15 protein-coding genes are annotated in these 18,738 nt (G+C 43.9%); 6 read left to right on the forward strand and 9 right to left on the reverse strand.

Annotated features, from left to right (window positions below):
• The first annotated feature begins 42 nt into the window (after nt 1-42).
• The 6 genes from RBH88_RS09915 (at nt 43) to RBH88_RS09940 (ending at nt 7,104) form a co-directional block, all read left to right on the forward strand.
• Nucleotides 43-1,191, forward strand: coding sequence for a hypothetical protein (locus RBH88_RS09915; RefSeq protein ID WP_213689959.1), 1,149 nt, complete (start codon nt 43-45; stop codon nt 1,189-1,191).
• Between the two features lie 252 nt (nt 1,192-1,443).
• Nucleotides 1,444-2,544 carry an ATP-grasp domain-containing protein gene (locus RBH88_RS09920; protein WP_213689960.1) on the forward strand — a complete coding sequence of 367 codons (1,101 nt, stop codon included), beginning with the start codon at nt 1,444-1,446 and terminating at the stop codon, nt 2,542-2,544.
• Nucleotides 2,541-3,590: an ATP-grasp domain-containing protein gene (locus RBH88_RS09925; protein ID WP_213695250.1), complete on the forward strand. Its 1,050-nt coding sequence runs from the start codon at nt 2,541-2,543 to the stop codon at nt 3,588-3,590. The genes RBH88_RS09920 and RBH88_RS09925 overlap by 4 nt, the downstream gene beginning before the upstream one ends.
• Nucleotides 3,583-4,056 (forward strand): N-acetyltransferase, encoded by a 474-nt coding sequence (locus RBH88_RS09930; protein WP_213701547.1) that lies wholly within the window; start codon nt 3,583-3,585, stop codon nt 4,054-4,056. Before RBH88_RS09925 ends, RBH88_RS09930 begins: the two co-directional genes overlap by 8 nt.
• 16 nt (nt 4,057-4,072) lie before the next feature.
• Nucleotides 4,073-5,359: a lysine 2,3-aminomutase gene (gene ablA, locus RBH88_RS09935; RefSeq protein ID WP_213689963.1), complete on the forward strand. Its 1,287-nt coding sequence runs from the start codon at nt 4,073-4,075 to the stop codon at nt 5,357-5,359.
• Between the two features lie 2 nt (nt 5,360-5,361).
• Entirely contained in the window at nt 5,362-7,104 is a 1,743-nt protein-coding gene (locus RBH88_RS09940; protein WP_213699472.1) for a histone deacetylase family protein, read from the forward strand.
• Nucleotides 7,105-7,152: 48 nt separating this feature from the next.
• Here RBH88_RS09940 and RBH88_RS09945 read toward each other — a convergent pair whose 3' ends face one another.
• The 9 genes from RBH88_RS09945 to clpB all read right to left on the reverse strand — a co-directional run bounded on the left by RBH88_RS09945 (nt 7,153) and on the right by clpB (nt 18,687).
• A complete protein-coding gene (locus RBH88_RS09945) occupies nt 7,153-8,331 on the reverse strand; it encodes an MFS transporter (protein ID WP_213701548.1) in 1,179 nt (392 codons plus the stop codon).
• 77 nt (nt 8,332-8,408) lie between these two features.
• Nucleotides 8,409-8,726, reverse strand: a complete 318-nt coding sequence (locus RBH88_RS09950; protein ID WP_213699471.1) for a cupin domain-containing protein — start codon at nt 8,724-8,726, stop codon at nt 8,409-8,411.
• Between the two features lie 85 nt (nt 8,727-8,811).
• Nucleotides 8,812-9,981, reverse strand: a complete 1,170-nt coding sequence (locus tag RBH88_RS09955; protein ID WP_213691304.1) for a succinylglutamate desuccinylase — start codon at nt 9,979-9,981, stop codon at nt 8,812-8,814.
• Between the two features lie 19 nt (nt 9,982-10,000).
• Nucleotides 10,001-10,165: a hypothetical protein gene (locus tag RBH88_RS09960; RefSeq protein WP_213691305.1), complete on the reverse strand. Its 165-nt coding sequence runs from the start codon at nt 10,163-10,165 to the stop codon at nt 10,001-10,003.
• Between the two features lie 6 nt (nt 10,166-10,171).
• Nucleotides 10,172-11,500 (reverse strand): C4-dicarboxylate ABC transporter, encoded by a 1,329-nt coding sequence (locus tag RBH88_RS09965; RefSeq protein WP_213695936.1) that lies wholly within the window; start codon nt 11,498-11,500, stop codon nt 10,172-10,174.
• Between the two features lie 239 nt (nt 11,501-11,739).
• Nucleotides 11,740-12,411 carry a response regulator gene (locus RBH88_RS09970; protein ID WP_213689967.1) on the reverse strand — a complete coding sequence of 224 codons (672 nt, stop codon included), beginning with the start codon at nt 12,409-12,411 and terminating at the stop codon, nt 11,740-11,742.
• The gene (locus RBH88_RS09975) at nt 12,404-14,359 is read right to left on the reverse strand and encodes a transporter substrate-binding domain-containing protein (RefSeq protein ID WP_213689968.1); all 1,956 of its coding nucleotides are present in this window, start codon (nt 14,357-14,359) and stop codon (nt 12,404-12,406) included. The genes RBH88_RS09970 and RBH88_RS09975 overlap by 8 nt, the downstream gene beginning before the upstream one ends.
• Before the next feature lies 1 nt (nt 14,360).
• Nucleotides 14,361-15,968 (reverse strand): dipeptidase, encoded by a 1,608-nt coding sequence (locus RBH88_RS09980; RefSeq protein WP_307879596.1) that lies wholly within the window; start codon nt 15,966-15,968, stop codon nt 14,361-14,363.
• Nucleotides 15,969-16,074: 106 nt separating this feature from the next.
• Nucleotides 16,075-18,687, reverse strand: coding sequence for an ATP-dependent chaperone ClpB (gene clpB, locus RBH88_RS09985; RefSeq protein ID WP_307879597.1), 2,613 nt, complete (start codon nt 18,685-18,687; stop codon nt 16,075-16,077).
• Nucleotides 18,688-18,738: the final 51 nt, after the last annotated feature.

Below are 18,738 nucleotides of genomic sequence, written 5' to 3' on the forward strand. Positions count from 1 at the left end.
ATACCTCCTCTCGATTTTGTAAGTTGAAGGGAGGATGAAGATGTGAAAATACTGACCAGAGATGATTTGAAGAATCTTTTAGAAGAAGGTCAGAAACCGTGCCTCTCTCTCTACATGACCAACCCAGCACCAGGAGATCCTCGTCAGGCTCAAATACGATTTAAAAGCTTACTTCAAAATGGTGAAAAAGCTCTTAAAGACCTCGGGATGAAAGATCAAGAAATTGATAACCTTCTTACTCAAGCCAAAGCATTGCTTTCTAATTCTGTCTTTTGGCAAAATCTCGAAAACGGTTTGGCAATGTTTGTTTCTTCTCAGTTTTTCGAGACATTCAACGAACCTTTTCCGTTTTCAGATATTGTGGTAACTGGTGAAAACTTTTATTTAAAACCCCTTTTCCCGTTGTTAAGTGGAGATGGTAAATTTTTTATTCTCGGTCTGAGTCAAAAAGGAGTCCGTTTGCTAGAAGGAACCCGCACGAGTATAAGAGAATTAAACGTAGAGAATTTACCTCAAAATGTAACAGAAGCACTTGGTTTCGATTCTCCTGAACGGCAACTTCAATACCCTGTCATTGGCTATAGTCCTTCAGGAATGAAAGGGACAGTAACCAGAGGCCAGGCTATGGGAGCCGAAGTAGAGAAAAAATATATTCTTAAATATTTTCAAACTATAGATAAAGGAATTTCAGACCTCCTTGAAGGGGAACATGCTCCCCTTGTTCTCGCAGGTGTAGATTATCTTCATCCCATATATAAAGAAGCCAATACATACGCCGATTTGCTAGAGGAAGGAATCTACGGAAATCCTGACACTTTTTCAACACAGGAACTTGGGGAAAAAGGTTGGGAAATTGCACATATCCACTTCAAAAAAGAAGAAAAAACACTGGCAGAACGATATGTGGAAATGAAGGGAACGGGTAAAACATCCTGTGACGTAGAAGAAACAACTCGTGCCGCTTTCACTGGAAAAGTAGATACTGTTTTTGTCGCCCTCAATCATCAGATATGGGGAACATTCGACGAAAAAACATTACAGACTACAATCCATTCTGAAAAGCAAGTCGGAGATATTGACTTGCTAGATTTCATAGCATCTCACACGTTGCTACGGGGAGGTCGAGTATATGCTCTTCTCCCAGAACATATGCCTGACACATCAAGCGTTGCATCTCTTTTCCGTTTCTAAAGAAAGTTTCTAGAAAATAAAATTGAAGCGGGATTTTTTCTGTCCCGCTTCCTTTATTTTCCTACTTGTATTTAGACACAAAAGGAATATAATCCGCTCAAGAAGGACCCGCGATTAGAAAGCGGATTTTTCCGCTTATAGGAGGGGAATAATGAGCCAAAAGGCTTATAAAGACGTTTAAGAACTTTTTAAATAAAGACCTTCCTCTTGGGGGAGAGAACTACTAAGAAACATAATCGGGGGTTAAAAATTATGGAAGGGTTATATGAAGAGGAACGAGAGAATCCTCTACCTCTCACGAAAAAAGAAGTAAACATTATTGGCATTACCTATAACTTACGTCAGGAAGCCCAAATGGGAGAACCTGATGACAAGTATGAAGAATATGACTGCCTGGAAACCGTGGAATCACTCTGTACAGAAGTGACCCGTCTCGGATTTCAGGTATTTCTTTTTGAACAGAATGAATTCCTCGTACAGAAACTTGAATCCGTTGCTCCGGATTTTGTATTGAATATAGCCGAAGGGGTAGGAAACTTCAGAGGAAGAGAGTCGCAGGTACCATGCATTCTCGAAAGTCTTGGCATTCCTTTTAGTGGTTCAGACTCCACATCTTTGGCTATAGGGCTGGATAAAGTTTTGACCACACACGTTCTTCGTGCCTCGAATGTTCCCGTACCGGAAAGCTACGTAGTAAGATCCACAGAAGACTTGGATAAAGCACGCCAGCTATTCTCCGTCAGTAAAAGATGCATAGTAAAACCTCGCTGGGAAGGGTCGTCAAAGGGGATTTTCCTCGACTCAGTTGTAAATACTCCTCAAAAAATGGAAGAGTGTATAGAAAGAGTCTGGAAACGCTACGATCAGCCTGCTGTAGTGGAGGCATTCTTACCTGGTGTTGAGATAACGGCTGGAGTTGCCGGGAATTCCAATCCAGAGTGTATTGGAATGATGACTATTTCGCCAGTAAACAAAACTAAAACCTTTTTGTACTCTCTTGAAGAAAAAAGAAATTATCTCGAGCGAATTCGATATAACGGTCCCGAAACAATCAGTGCCAATCTTCGGCAAAAAGTGGCTAAATTAGCAGTAGAAGCTTTTAAAGCCCTTGAACTTCGTGATATAGCACGAATTGATTTTCGCCTCGACGAAAGTGGAGAACCTCGTGTTATTGATATCAATCCACTGCCTGGATTGTCACCTGCATATAGCGATTTACCCATCCTTTATCGCCTTAGCGGAGGGGAATATACACATCTTATTAAAATGCTCCTTCGCGAGGCCTTCTCACGGTACAACTTAAGTGCCGCCTGCTTGAAAAAACAGGAACTTCAAAGAGAGAAGGCCCTATGATGAATACCAAAGAACAATCGATAGAACCTCCTGGTTGCGGTCAACGTCCAGTTTTCATAACTGCCGCTAAGGAAAATACTCTTCGTCAAGATCTTCTCGACAGCCTTTTATGTCGCGAAGAAGTTGGTCGTGCGCTCAGTTCTGAGGGGTATTTTGTCTACAATCTAGACATTTTTCAGGCTGATATGGCTCACCCTAAGCACCTTATAGAGCATCTTAAAAATGCAAATCCATTATGTATTTTTAATCTCTTTGAAGGTTTTGGATCTGCCCCATGGCTTGAAGCTACCTTCTGTGAACTTTTAGAAAAAAACCACATTCCCTACACAGGAAATCCATCATCAGCACTCCGCCTATGTATTGATAAATTTGCCCTTCAGTCTCAACTTAAAAAGGAGGGCATTCCCGTTCCGTTAACATATTACTTACAAACTAGGGAAGATATCGCGAAAATACATGAATTACGTTTTCCGTTGTTTATCAAACCTCGATCAGAAGACGGGAGCGTAGGTATAGACTCAAAATCCTTGGTCCGTAACGAGAAGGAACTTCAAGAAAGTGTTGAAGAAAAGCTGGAGATGTTCCCTAAAGGAATTCTGGCTCAAGAGTTTCTCTCAGGCTCAGAGTACAGCGTAAGTTTTATTGGCAATGCCCCGTTTAAGACAATTGCACTGTGGACCCTTGACTACAGCCGCTATCCAAACGTTCCAGCATATCTATCTTATGATGCTAAATGGGACGAAGAGAGCCCTGAATGGAATCTATGGCCTGAACATGTAGACCTTTCCGGCTCCATAAAGCAAAACATTCTCGCTATGGCCTCTTCGGCCGCAGAGGTTGCAGGTTGTAAAGGATATTTTCGCGTCGATATACGAGAACACAACGGGAATTTTTTCGTTATCGATATTAACCCCAATCCTGCTCTTACACGTGATAGCGGACTGGCCAGACAATATGTAAAAAATGGCGGAACCTATGAACAACTTGTGAGTGAGATACTCCAGCTGGCAATAGAGAACAGTGAAAAGAGGTCAGGTCATGAATAGCGGTCATCTCTCAATCGATGAATATCTTGCCATTGCACAAGCAACAAAGGCTTTTACAACCGAAGAATGCTCTGTATTAAAAGAAGTCCTTTTGGAATGGCAAGCCTATCCATCAAAAGATTATGTACTTTTAGAAGAATATCGAAAGGGAATTCTTGCTGGATTCCTCATTTACGGCGCTACTCCTATGACAGCATTCGCATGGGATTTGTACTGGATTGTTGTGAGCCCTGATTTTCAAAGACAAGGGATTGGATTAGTCCTTCAAGAAAAAATGGAGGCAGAGCTTCTCAATATTCATAAAAATGCGGTTATACGTGTAGAGACATCTGGGAAACAAGCATATGCCGGGCAACGTCACTTTTATGTGCATGCCGGATATGAAGAAAGTGGTCGAATCCACAATTTTTATGGGGAAGGTGATGACCTTGTCATCTACACAAAAGAAATTAAAACCTCGTGTTAAGTTAGAAAGAAAACCGATGCAATTAACCCAAGTTCGGAATCTGCGAGAGGAAGCAGGTGAAGAAAACTGGAATGATTGGCATTGGCAACTGGCAAACCGTATTACAAATGTCGAACAACTTGAACGCGTTGTAGAGTTGACGAAGAGTGAGTCGGCTACCATTAAACGCAGCCTTAACGTGCTTAGAATGGCTATCACTCCATACTTCGCCTCTCTTATGGATAGGAATAATCCTTCGTGCCCTATACGCAAGCAGTGCATCCCCACACTGCAAGAAACACTTATTGCTCAGACTGATCGTAGAGATCCTCTTCACGAAGAGATTGATTCACCTGTTCCCGGCCTGACTCATCGTTACCCTGATCGTTGCCTTTTGTTGGTTACGGATCAATGTTCCATGTATTGCCGACATTGTACTCGAAGACGCTTTGCTGGCCAAACAGATCATCCTCGAAGTGAAAAAGAGATAGAAGCATGCATAGACTACATTCGTAAAACGCCGGTAATACGCGACGTTCTTATCTCTGGCGGAGACCCTCTAACTCTAGCAGACGACTATCTCGAATCAATTCTTCGTGAAATACGGGCCATTCCCCATGTAGAAATCATTCGAATAGGAACTCGTGTTCCCGTCGTTATGCCAATGAGAATCACTGATACTCTCTGCAACATGTTAAAAAAATATCATCCCCTCTGGATGAACATACAGTTCAACCATCCTAAGGAAATAACGCCAGAATCTGCTGAAGCGTGCAGAAAATTGGCGGATGCCGGAATCCCCTTGGGAAATCAATCCGTACTGCTAAGAGGCATTAACGACTGTCCCTATATCTTCAGAGAACTCAACCAGCAGTTATTGAAGATTCGCGTGCGGCCGTATTACATATATCAATGCGATCTTTCACAAGGAATAGAACATTTCAGAACGTCTATTGGAAAGGGCATCGAAATTATGGAATTTCTTCGAGGACATACTTCCGGGCTTGCTGTTCCTACATTTGTTGTCGACGCGCCTGGCGGTGGAGGGAAAATTCCTGTAATGCCCAATTATGTTATTTCTCAATCAGATCGCAAAACAGTCTTACGTAACTTTGAGGGTGTCCTTACGGTCTATACTGAGCCAGATGACAACCAAAGTCGCTGCAACGGCCAATGCAGCTCTATATGCAATCATCAAAAAGAACTTTCGTCAGGAGGAGTCGCAACTCTTTTTGAACGGGAAGGAGCCTCAATGGAGCCTGAAAATCTTCCCCGCAAGAAAAGAAGTGAGATGTGGTCTTCAGAAAAGACAGAAAGGATGTAACTATGTTCAGAATTCGCCGAATCTACGATAACACGCTCTTGATTAACAAAGAAGCTCTTATTCAGATTCAGGCAATTTTGAGACAACAATTTCCAGGACTGACGTCAGAAGAAATAGAAGCACTCCCTTTTAGAATCAGGGATCAATTAAAATATGGATTTCAAACTATACTTTTTGTAGCAGAAGGGGCTCATCGCAAGGTTCAGGGTTTTGCTTTGACTCTTGTGGATCCCCTTCTTCACTTTATGTATCTTGACTATCTTGCAGCCGCAAAATTGACAACAGGGCGAGGCATAGGAGGAGCTCTATATGAACGAATACGACAAGAAGCTCTTCTCTTAGAGTGTCGTGGAATATTTTTTGAATGTTTACCTGATGATCCTGCCATTTCCAGAAACCCAGAGATACGAAAAGAAAATAGAGCCCGCCTCCACTTCTATGAGTACTTTGGCGCCCGCCCCATAATCGGAACTCGCTATGAAACACCTCTCAAAGAAGGGGGAGACAATCCTCCATATCTTGTCTTTGATGATTTGGGGCAAAACCGACCTCTTTCAAAAGGTCTGGCCCGACGCATTGTACGAACAATACTTGAAAAGAAATACAAAGGGATCTGTCCACCAGAGTATATAAGTATGGTCGTTAACTCATTCAATGACGATCCTATACGTTTACGTCCATTTGTTTATATAAAAGAAGCACAGGCATCCTTACCTGTTCGAAATATTCCAGATGATGAAAAGATAGCGCTACTTATGAACAAAGAACATATTATTCATCATGTACATGAAAGAGGTTATGTCGAATCCCCTGTTCGCATTGGTCGAATTCTTTCCCATCTAGAGAAAAGCGGGCTTTTCAAAGAAGAAAGACTTCGCCCTATACCTGATTCATGGCTTCGTAATATTCACGATGGAGATTTTTTAGACTATCTTAAAAAAGTATGCACATCTATAGGCAAAAATCCGTCAGTCTATCCTTATGTTTTCCCCATACGAAATGCAACCCGACCTCCCAAAGAACTTGTTATACGTGCAGGATACTATTGTATAGATACATTTACACCTCTAAACGGCCCTGCATGGCAAGCGGCCCGTCAAGCAATAAACTGTGCCATTACTGGAGCCAAGCTTCTCGAAGAAGGCCATCACCTTGCCTATGCCTTAATTCGCCCTCCAGGCCATCATAGTGAACGAAGAGCCTTTGGAGGGTTCTGTTATCTAAATAGTACAGCCGCTGCAGCCCAGTATCTCAGTCATAGGGGTACGGTAGCCATCCTTGATATTGACTATCATCACGGCAATGGACAACAAAATATTTTCTACAAAAGAAATGACGTCCTCACAATCTCGATTCACGGTCACCCATCCTTTGCCTATCCCTATTTCAGTGGATTTGAAGACGAAAAAGGGGAAGGGGAAGGAAAGGGATATAACGTTAATATTCCTTTATCGGAGAATATTGACGGGGAAAAATATGGAGAGGCCCTTCATCGTGCCCTCAAAATAATACGCCGCTTCTCTCCTTCCTTTCTTGTTGTAGCTCTTGGATTCGATACTGCACAAAAAGACCCTACAGGAAGTTGGAACTTAACAGCTAAAGATTTTTACGCAAATGGCAGAGATATTGGTAAGGAGAAATACCCTACTCTTGTCGTTCAAGAGGGCGGATACGATACCAAAAGGATAGGAATAAACGCCCGTTCCTTTTTTACAGGTTTATGGGAAGGAACATTTTTTAGATAAAAGACAGGAGGCACAAACAATATTCATGCCTCTTGTCTTTAAATCTTCTTATTCAGCGGATCGAAACGACTTCATAAAAACCATGGGAAGAGCAAGAAGAGGAAGTGCCGCAACCACAAGCATTGTGCTGGTAATTCCAAAGACATCGCCCAACTTTCCTAACGGCCCTGTCAACAAATTGGCTACCCCCCACGATAATCCCATAACAATGGAACTCGCCATACCTCGAGAATGAGGAACCTGTTCCTGAGCTACTGCCGCCGTTATAGGCATACTTGAATTAAGAAAAGATGTTCCCAGAATATATAATATTATTGATGTTTTTCCACCTATATAAGCAGCAGGAATCATACAGATGGGACCAGCGATAAGAACAAATATAAGAACTCGAACCTTTCCCCATCTATCAGAAAGTTTACCGCTAATAAGCATAGCAATTGTGCTACACAGCATAATCAAAAAGAGAATAGTTCCAACCATACTAATGTTGCCGCCTTCAGAAACAATACGGATGGGGAGAAAGAATCGAATTCCCTGGCTCGTTGCATCTCGCGCCATAGAAACCATCCATACTGGATAGATTACTCCAAGCACTGAAAATAAAGAGTGAAAAAGTCCCCCCTGATTCTTAGGGAACTCGGCCGCTTCTTCACTTAAAACAGGCATATACCGATAAATAGCAATCGCGAGAATAAGAACAGGTACAATGGCAATATAAGGGATTTTCTCTACCCCCACTATTTTTGCCAAAGCAACTGCAAAAAGAGGACTTATCGTTACTCCTATATTTCCGGCAACACTAAAAATTGCCAATGAAACGGTTAATTTTTCCTGAGGAACAACATGTCCCACTCCTCCATGTCCCTGAGGATGAAAGGTGGCACTACCTACTCCCCAAAGTCCCACTAAAAAAAGAGCCATTCCATACGTAGGAGAACTTGGAAGAAAGGTTGCCCCGAGACATGTCAAGATGGGCCCAATCATAACTAAGTATGAACGTGCAGTCCGATCTGAAACATATCCGAGTAATGGCTGAAGAAAAATATGTATAATACCAACCACAGAATTAAGTAATCCCGCCTGAGCCATAGTAATACCAAGTCGAGATATAAGAGTTGGAACAAATGTCGGGAGAAACGCTGCATAAAGGTCATTGAAAAAATGTCCAATCGAAAGAAGAGAAAGTTTAAATTTAGGACGATCCACACATACGGTTCTGTCTATCATGATTTTTTGCCCCCTGAATAACAAAAACTTTTTATATCGTAACACGTCTTAATAAAAAAAAGAACCGTAGGGGTGTATTACTCTTTCCAAAAAAAAGCAAGCCAAATACACGGTGGCTCTTTTGTAGTGCTGGAGACACGGTGTTTTTCGTGAGGTGAGATAAGAACCCAATCTCCAACTTTTAAAGTACGTCGAGCCCCATCAGCCCAATCGATTATACCTTCGCCTTGTATTACGCAAACCCACTCGAATTCTTCCTGATCATACCAAAAATCCTTCGGGGAAGATTGACCTGTAGAAACAATACGTTCAACTCTAACGTTGCTACCTGCCGCTAATATCTCTGAAATCTCTTTACTCCAATCAATATTCTTTTTATCAAAAAGATTCTTCATTTTTCCCCTCCTCACCCTATATTATGATACACAAAAAGCGGGTCTTTAAAAGACCCGCTTCTGAGGGGAACGATCTTATTGTGGATTAATCGTAGTAGATGTTTTGAGCTGGTGCATCCTCAGGGTTTTTCATATAGGTGCCCAGCGTGTTCTCTATAACTTCCGTATAGCCTGGAACCCCAGAGATAACAACGGGGCGATCAACGGCTGTAAGAGAATAAAATTCAAGCATTTTCTGGAATGTGGAGGAATGGCGTCCCACCCGAACATCGATAGGCCAGCCCCGCTCGTCGATAGGAGCGTAGAGGAGCTTGTGTTCCCCCGCCTTCATAACAAACTCATCGCGGCCCGTCATGAGCAGATATTCGTCGGTAATGCCACGAATACGGTCAAGCATGGGTTCGGCAACCTCAACGAGAAGAGACATGGCGTCGGTATGATCGCCGATCTCTCTGTGAGACAAGCCGTGAAGGGCCTTGGGTGAAAACTCCATGCTCAGGGGCACTTCGAAAAGCTCGGCGGTGAGGGTCATGGATGTCATGGCCGCTACGGCCTGCCCCTTCTCATGGCTTACGATGGTATTTTCCACCGGATATTCAAGCTCGGCCTCGTGAAGATCCACGGCGATATCCACCTTCTCCTGGCGAATGAGCTGGGTCATGGCCCAGGTGGTTCGCTCTGTAAGGGCGCCGTTGGGTCGACCCGGCCAGGTTCTGTTCAGGTTTCTGATATCCATATAGGCCAACATCTGACGGCTGGGATAGTGGATATACACTTCGGGATCGGGCCACGAGTCCAGTGGATTGGTGCAGCGGTCGCCCATACGGAACTGCTTCTGTCCCCACGGCGTCTTTACGTAGTAGTACGTGGGGTAGGCCTCGCCCATACGAGTGCATGTAGAAGCGCTTCGGTTCGCCCGAATAATGACGATGAGCCGTCCCTGCTCCACCTTCACGTTCTCGGCGACGAGAAGGGCTCCGAGGTTGCACGCCGGCTCCTCGGGGTGGGTTCCTCCAATAAGCAGAGCCGTTCCGCCAGGAACACCACTGTCAAAAATGTAGACGTTGCTGTCGTTGGGCGTTCCCTTCAACGTCGGTTCGTAGTCTGAGAGTTTCTTCACCTCAGTAAGTGAGGGAGAGGGAACTACCGGTTCCTTGAAATGTCGGTGTCCGTAAAACTCCCGTCCGGCAATAGCCACGAAAACAAGGGCTACGACCAACGAAAGTATCTTGATGCCATTCAGTTTTCCCTTCATCTTCTCTTCACCCCTCTTCCTACTTCAGCCGAAGGATTCTCAGCACGAAGGGCATGAGCACAATGCTGTAGAGCACTGCTTCCTGGGCATTCCTTGTCTTGATGAAGTTGCAGAGTATGGCGCCTCCGAAGAAGAGGACCATAGCGTAATACAGGTACATAATGATGGTATTTGCCAATATCATGATTCTCTAGCCTCCAAGAAATGACAGTCTGGTGCTGAAGATGAGAAAGAGCGTTCCCAAGATGGCGATGAAGGCCATGGGCACCAGACAGGCTTTCACAAAATCCCCGAAATACCGTCCCTTATACCCCAGTTCCATAACTGTGGCCCGTCCCACGACGGCGGTTGGCGGCAAACAGTCTCCCAGAGGCCATATGACCGCCATGGCCGATAAGGCGATGATGGGGTCGAGACCGCGCATGTTGAAGAGCATGATGAGCGGTACGCCCAGCAACGGAGCAACAGCATACTGCACCAGTCCCTCAGAGAGGGGCAGAATAATGCAGAGGGTGAGGTAGAGCACTCCCAGGGGAAGGGTAACCACCGCCAGGGAGATGAGCCCTCTCGCTCCGCTCAGGGCCATAATCTGTATAAGTACACCTACAACCACCATGATGCCTACGAGAGGAAGAAGGCCGTGAACGGTGGAACAGGCGATAGACCAGAACTGAAGTTTGCGCGGGCTGAGAAGCACCACTGCGAAAGAAGCGACCATGAAGAGCAGGGGCAATCCCAGTACGGGCAGTGAGAAGAACCAGATTCGTCCCGCAATAACGCAAGCCAACAGTAGAATGAATGGGGCAAGAACTCTGAACCAGTTTTGTCCTTCCGGCGCTTCCGGAAGATTGGCCAGAGCCTGGTCGAGATCAATCTTCTTCGTTCCTCGTCCTGCAAGCCAGAACATGGAGAAGAGCGCTCCGGCAACGGAGAGGACAAACAGCGGTTTGCCGAATCCCACGTAGGGCATGTTGGCACCAGCGGCAGCCATCATGGCCCAGAGGTTGATAGGAGGAGCGGCAGCGCTCATGGCTGCTCCTAAAAAGATGATGGCCGCCCGTTTCGTTTCATCGACACCCATGGCAGCCAGAACAGAACCAACGAGGGCTCCTACGGTAAGAACCGTTGTTGCACCGGAACCGGTCAGGGCTCCGGGAAGAAGCAGCACGAAGGTGAGCAGCAAAAGGCAGATGGTTCGTCTTGAATGGAAGGTCGAAACGATCTTCCGAACAATAAAGGCGACGCCGCCACTTTCCCGAAGAAGGGCCATGAAGAAGGTAGCCGTGAGAAAAATGAGGCAGACATCAAAGTAGGTGAAAGCGCCTTCCACAATGTGACGAATGGGAAGAAGGGCCACGGGATTGTGGGGACTTCCCGTTACGCTGAGCATGATGGAGTGAGCGGCAGCTCCTGCCAAGGCTGCTACGAACATCGAAAGCTCCGTGCTCAGCTTCATGACTTTCGGAATGATGAAAGCCACGGCTATGACTAATAAAATTACTACTGAGTGTGTGAACATTAGATCCGATCTCCTGTCATAAAGGATGAGAACATTGATAGTTTAGTAACAAACGTCTCTATTTTAGGTAAGGAAACCTTATTACGACAAGAGATTTGAACCTATTGTTTCAAAGTGTAATGTTTAGTACAATACTACACTGCTTAAAAAAGCTCTCAGGTGCGAGCCCTGCGTATTTCGTAAAAATGAACAAAATGAACAAAATAAAAGGGAACCATCCGGTTCCCAAGTTATAGAAGTCAGTACTTATTGATAGGACGGCCGATTTCCTGATACTCTCGCTTCATCGTCGCCTTTCCAGAAGCGACGAGATATTCAAGATATCTTCGAGCAGTAATACGGGAAACCTGCAAGACTTCTGCCGTTTCCACCGCAGAAAGCGAACAATTGCTTTTTTTTAGTAAGGTGATAACTTTTTTTAACATCTCGGGGTTGAGTCCTTTGGGAAGAGTCGTCTGATAGTTTTTTCTATTTTTCACCTGAAACAAGCTATCAATCTCTGATTGATCAAAATCTCCTGATCCTTTTCTAAGCTTACTATCCATTTGCCTAAAAGATTCAAGAGAGGCTTTCAAACGGTCATAAACAAAGGGTTTCACTATATAATCAAAAGCTCCTGCTTGTATTGCTTCGTTTACTGTATTTGCATCGCGTGACGCTGAGACAATAATGACGTCAACGTTTTTCTTCTGTTCTCTTATTTTACGCAGTGCATTGAGACCATCAAGTCCGGGAAGGAAAATGTCAAGAATTAATAGCCGTATAGAAAGCGTGTCGAGTAAATCCAGCGCTTTTTGGCCATCTCCCGCGACAGCTACAACACGGAACCCTTCAAGTGAATTAATAAAGTTCTGGTGAATTTCTGCCACCATTGGATCATCTTCCACAACGAGAACGTCTATTCTATTCAATCAGATCTCCTCCTTCTCCGTTGGGGAGAGTCACTATAAACTCAGTATATTCTCCATATTTGAAATCAAGACAAATATCGCCACCTAAAGCATCAACCATCCGCCTGATATTATATAGGCCATAACCTGACGTTCGTGGTCGCGCCTTTGTTGAAAAGCCCTTTTCGAAAATTTTCTCTGCATTTTCTTCCGTTAGCCCTCCGGCATTATCCCAGACACTCAACATAATCTGGTTCGATTCATCGAAAATGGAAAAGCTGATACGAGGAACCTTTATTGAAGCTTGAAGCATGGCTTCGATAGCATTCTCCATAAGATTGCCCACAATAATAACCAGAGCCTGATCACTAATTTTAATTGATTCTCCACAGTAGCTATCTGGGGTAATTTCACAACCTATGCCAAGCTCTCGGCATCGTCCCATTTTCCCAAGCAAAATACCTCCTACTGCCGGATTCTTAATTCGTTCAGCTATCATAGAAGCCATTGTTTGCCCTGGAGCCTGTTCCTGAGAAATAAAATTCAGAGCCTTTGTATATTTTCCCAGCTGGATAAGCCCTGCTATAGCTTGCAACTTATTCATAAATTCATGGTTCTGCACGCGAAGCGATTCAACGTACATGCGCACACCTGTCATTTCTTCAGCCATGGCGTGTATTTCAGACATATCACGAAAACTGGCTATTGCACCGCAAATCTGACCATTGATCGTCACTGGAACCTTGTTAATAATCAAAGGGGCGCCACCTACATTTTGTTCAAGGTCATAAACAGCCTCTTTTGAAGAAAGAACTCCCTTCAGATTAATTTCAGGAACCAATGAGTCGACATCCTCACCTTCAGCATCATAATGAATTCCAAGCAACTTCATAGCTGAATGGTTAATGAGAGTTATACGTCCCACAGAATCGACAGCCAATATTCCATCTCGAATGAAGTCGATCAACTTTTCTCTCTCTTTCACAACTCGTGCAACCTGTTTTTTCAAAGAGAAATTCCATAAAAGGATAAGGAAAATGGCAACGACAAAGGCACTGAGTACCTTTATGAGAAGCGTTTTATCAACAAATCCTTCATGCTTAAATTGATCAAACCATTTTTTATAAAGTTTCTCATATGTCCCGTCACTGTATATTTGACTCAAACCTTGTTTAAGCATTCGAGCCAATGTAATATCCCCATGAGTAATGGTAAATCCCCACTCTTTGGTAAAAAGAGAGGATTCCAACGGAACTACATTATTGATTTTGAGCTTTTTACACATAGATAATCCCTGATAAAGCCCCATCAGCACAAAGTCATACTGTCCCGAAGAAACGAGATGTATGCCTTCGACAGGATTATCTACGATTAAAACTTTCGACGTGAGGTAGCTTGATTGAAGATATGCTTTTTCTGCACTTCCCTGCTCCACAATCACCGTCTTTCCTGCAACGTCACTTAAGCGGCTGCCTTCAAGACCTTTTCTTGTAAAAACAGCGTATGGAACTTTGATGACAGGTAAAGAAAAATAGAACTCGCCTATTTCCTTACCAGAAACATCAGGCAAAAAAGCTGCTTCTCTCTGAGATACATCTGGAACGGAGGGGATATTTATAATAGGTGCCATATGGGGGAGAATAGCTGATTCTTCTCTTGCGCTTACCACGCCAAGTATCAAATCAACGCGAGAAGAATAAAGAAGAGACTCCACTTCTGTCCAGTGCACCATTTGGAAATTAAGAGAAAGATCTTGCTTCTTGGCAATGGTTTCCAAAACATCGATAAAGAACCCCTCTGGCAACTGACGATCGTTAAGATACTCAAAGGGAGTCAATGCTTTGTCCCCAACAACATAGATCACACGCCCAGAAGATTTGCTCCATCCATGTTGAGGGAAAAGCAGCAAAAACCCTGCCAAAAATATTACAACAAGTAAATACAACCCGCATTTTTTCCCAAAGCTCATACTACCAAGACCTGTTCCACGTATATTTAGCTATAAGGAATGTACAAAAATCCCAGAATTTTTGTTTGACTTCGTTCATATTTTTTTCTGTCTCTTCATTTAGAAAACTAACAGCCGCATCCTTATCTTTTTTCAATAAATCAAGAGCCCTCTTCTCCACTTCTGACTGCCTTTTAAAGATGTCACCTTCTATTGGCCTTCTCATTTCTTCTAAATCACGAAAAGCCTGCTGATATCTCTTATTGACCAAATCTCCCGTGAGCATAAAAACCCATCGAGCAGAAGAAGGTGAAAACTGATCCATATTGAAATTGCGCCATTCACTTGGAGTTTGCGTCACACCGGCATAAACAGGAACATACGTACTCATGTGAGGGTGTCCCAACGAAAACCACATGACTCCACCGACACTATCAGGCAACCACGATCGCGATTGGGAAACAAAGCTATAAGACGTTCTTGCCGATACAGGTCTGTGATAAGGAATGTTTAGAAGAGTCCGCATGGCCCTATCTGGAAATGGCGTTGCCAACTCACTTTTTGACAAGTGACCATTTACATCAGGAACAAGCCACGCCGGATGCTCCTCCATGTTAAATGGAGTTCCTTCAAGGGGAGAACGAAGCAAAGCTATGACGTCTCGAACTCCAAGTTTTTTCTCTGGTTTAATAGAAAAAGGATAACAGGCGAGATCACCATTGGGATCCCACTCTTTTGAAGGTGCCAATGATTTATAGAGGTAATGCAAACGTTCTCTTACCCATGGAGCGTACATCGACCAATATCCCGTTTTTGGGGTATAGGCGTTTCTCCAGTTGAAAGATTTTTCCCTTTTAGGGTCGTACCAACCATGTTCAATAGCTACATCTATGTAATTCTTTGACGCCATAAAATAATCTGGCTTTGAAAGATCTATATATGTAAGAACGCTACCATTTGTTACAACAGCAACTTCATCATCGGGAACACGCCGAGCAGCCCAGACAGCACCTGATTTTTTACTTTCTGGTGTCCAGCCAAAGCCCACACTGCGTATTTCAAAAATCCAGGCTTCATAGGGATCTGCAATTGTAAGAGACTCCCCCTGGCCTGCACAAGAAGGAAGAAAGCCATATTTTTCAGCCATTGAACCGATAAGACGAATTGCATCGCGAGCCGTTTTGGTTCGTTGAAGGGCTAAAATCTCAAGTTGCTCTATAGTTAAAATTCCCCTCGCATCTGGTAAGAATGCTTGTAATTCATCTTTCTGCCCCACAGTACTCTCGCCAATAGAAAGTTGATGTTCATTGAAACATGAATACCCAACATGAAAATAGGTATATGTCTCTTCTGCCTGGGGTATTTGTCCAATAACACGTGGAGGATTTCTATCTTCTCCCAAAAGGTTTATATAGACATCCATCATTGTTCCTTTTGGATACTTTGCACCTTGAACAACTCTCAAATTAGAATCATACCAACTATCTGCCGTATGAGAGTTAATAACCGAACCGTCAATACTCACATCTTTACCAACTAAAACAGTGGTACATGCTTCCGCAAGATATGGATTTACGACAAAAAAGACTGCTAAGAAAATCAAAAATAAACCGTGTACACTGCGTTTCACTATGTCAACTCCTTCCTCACCCCTCAGATACTCATTATATACAAAAAAGCGTCGGAATGTCCTCCGACGCTTTTCTCTATATTACGATCAGTTCTGATCCGAACTGTTACTTAGTTTTTGTATCTATTGCAAGAGCCCCGTTTTCAACAGTGACAGAAACGACACTCCCTTCCCGTATCTTTCCAGAGATCAGAGCTCGAGCTATACGGGTTTCAAGCTGTCTCACAATGTATCTTTTCAGGGGACGTGCTCCGAAAACAGGGTCGTATCCAGCATCCGCTATAAATTGAACAGTTTCATCTGTAAGTTCTAGATCGATACGGCGATCTCTTAAGCGATCTCGTAACGCCTCTGTAAGTAACAACACAATCTTCTCTATCTCTTCTTTCTGAAGAGGCTTAAAAAGGACAATGTCATCAACCCTGTTTAAGAACTCCGGACGGAAAGACTGACGAAGCTCTCTCATAACAGCGTTTCGTGCATCTTCCTTAATTTCACCTTGCGCTGTAATTCCGTCAAGAAGATAGGGGGCGCCTATATTACTCGTCATAATAATCACGGTATTTTTGAAATCCACTACATGTCCATGACTATCGGTAACACGTCCATCATCAAGAATTTGAAGCAATACGTTAAAAACATCCTGATGAGCCTTCTCTATTTCATCGAAAAGAATAACAGAATAGGGTCTGCGTCGAACGGCCTCCGTAAGTTGACCTCCCTCTTCATAGCCCACATATCCGGGAGGGGCTCCTATAAGACGAGATACAGAAAACTTTTCCATATACTCAGACATATCAATTCGGATCATGTTCTCTTCACTATCAAAAAGAGCCTCTGCCAATGTTTTGGCAAGCTCTGTTTTTCCTACACCTGTGGGCCCCAGAAAAATAAAGGAACCAACAGGTCGACGAGGATCTTTAATTCCTGATCGTGCCCGTATAACAGCATCTGCCACAAGATCTACCGCTTCGTTTTGTCCTATCACACGCTTATGAAGAATTTCATCAAGCTTAAGAAGCTTTTCCCGCTCCCCTTCCATAAGGCGTGTCACGGGAATGCCAGTCCAATGACTAACAATATCTGCGATCTCATCTTCAGTAACTTCTTCTCTTAAAAGCCGGGAACCTCCCTGCCTTAAAGCAAGTGACTCCTCTTCTTTTTTCAACTGTTGCTGAAGCTCGGGAAGACGTCCATGTTTCAATTCAGCAGCTTTATTCAGATCGTATTCTCTCTCAGCTTTTTCGATCTCTCTTTTTACTGTATCTATCTCTTCTCGTAACGAGCGTACACGTGTTATAACTTCTTTTTCACTTTCGTACTGGGCTCTGAGAGTATCTGCTTCTTCCCGTGCTTCCTGAAGTTCTTTCTGAAGTGTCTTCAGCCGCTCAAGACTTGCTTCATCCTTCTCTTTCTTCAAAGCAGCTTCTTCTATTTCGAGCTGCATAACCTTTCGAGATGCTGCATCAAGCTCTGCTGGCAAAGAGTCAATTTCCGTTCGAATCATGGCGCAGGCTTCATCGACCAAATCAATAGCCTTATCTGGCAAAAAACGGTCAGTAATATATCTATTGGAAAGAACGGCAGCTCCAACCAGGGCATTATCTCGAATACGCACTCCGTGATGAACTTCCAAACGTTCTTTCAAACCTCGCAAAATTGAAATTGTATCTTCCACGTCGGGCTGCTCAACTAAAACAGGCTGAAAGCGACGAGCCAAAGCCGCATCTTTTTCTATGTGTTTGCGATATTCGTCTACCGTTGTAGCCCCTATACAATGAAGCTCGCCTCTGGCCAGCATGGGTTTTAACATGTTCCCAGCGTCAATTGCCCCCTCTGCCGCCCCGGCTCCAACGATTGTATGTAGTTCGTCAATAAAGAGGATAATACGACCCTCACTATTTTTTATTTCATTTAGAACAGCTTTTAGCCTCTCCTCAAACTCTCCCCTGAATTTCGCACCAGCCACAAGTGAGCCCATATCAAGGGCAAAAATACTGCGATCTTTTAACCCTTCAGGAACATCGCCACGTACAATACGTTGCGCGAGTCCTTCAACTATAGCTGTCTTTCCTACGCCGGGATCTCCGATAAGGACAGGATTATTCTTCGTTTTACGGCTTAAAATACGAACAACTCTTCGTACCTCTTCATCTCGGCCAATAACAGGATCAAGTTTGCCCATACGAGCCATTTTCACGAGATCCCGTCCATATCTGTCGAGGGCTTCATATGTCTCTTCTGGGTTTTCACTCGATACACGCTGAGCTCCTCGAACAGCAGTCAACGTCTCTAAAAAAGCCTCTGACGTAATATGGTGCTGAGCAAGAATTCGGCCAGAAACCGTTGTTGAACCTTCTTCTAAAAGACACGAAAAAATATGTTCGACAGAAACGTACTCGTCCTTTAAACGTTCTGCCCGTTCCTGTGCTTCAATAAGAATCTGGGAAACTCGCCGTGAAATGTAAATTTTTCCGGGCTCAAGCCCAGGCCCAGAAACTCGCGGTCGTTTCTCCAGTTCTCTTTGCACATCCCTTTTCAAGGCATCTACAGATACGTCCATTTTCTGAAGAATACGGGGAATCAAACCTTCCGACTGTTCAAGAAGAGCAAGAAGCAAATGCTCGCCATCTACCTCTTGATGACCCCATCGAAGAGCCATATCCTGAGCAGACGAGAGTGCTTCTTGTGATTTTCGTGTAAATTTCGTTATATCCATAATTAGAACCTCCCCGAAAGACCGCCTCACTCTATCTTCGACGGCTTTGAC

Origin of the sequence: Aminobacterium sp. MB27-C1, assembly GCF_030908405.1 — a bacterium.
In the GTDB taxonomy this organism is placed as follows: domain Bacteria; phylum Synergistota; class Synergistia; order Synergistales; family Aminobacteriaceae; genus Aminobacterium.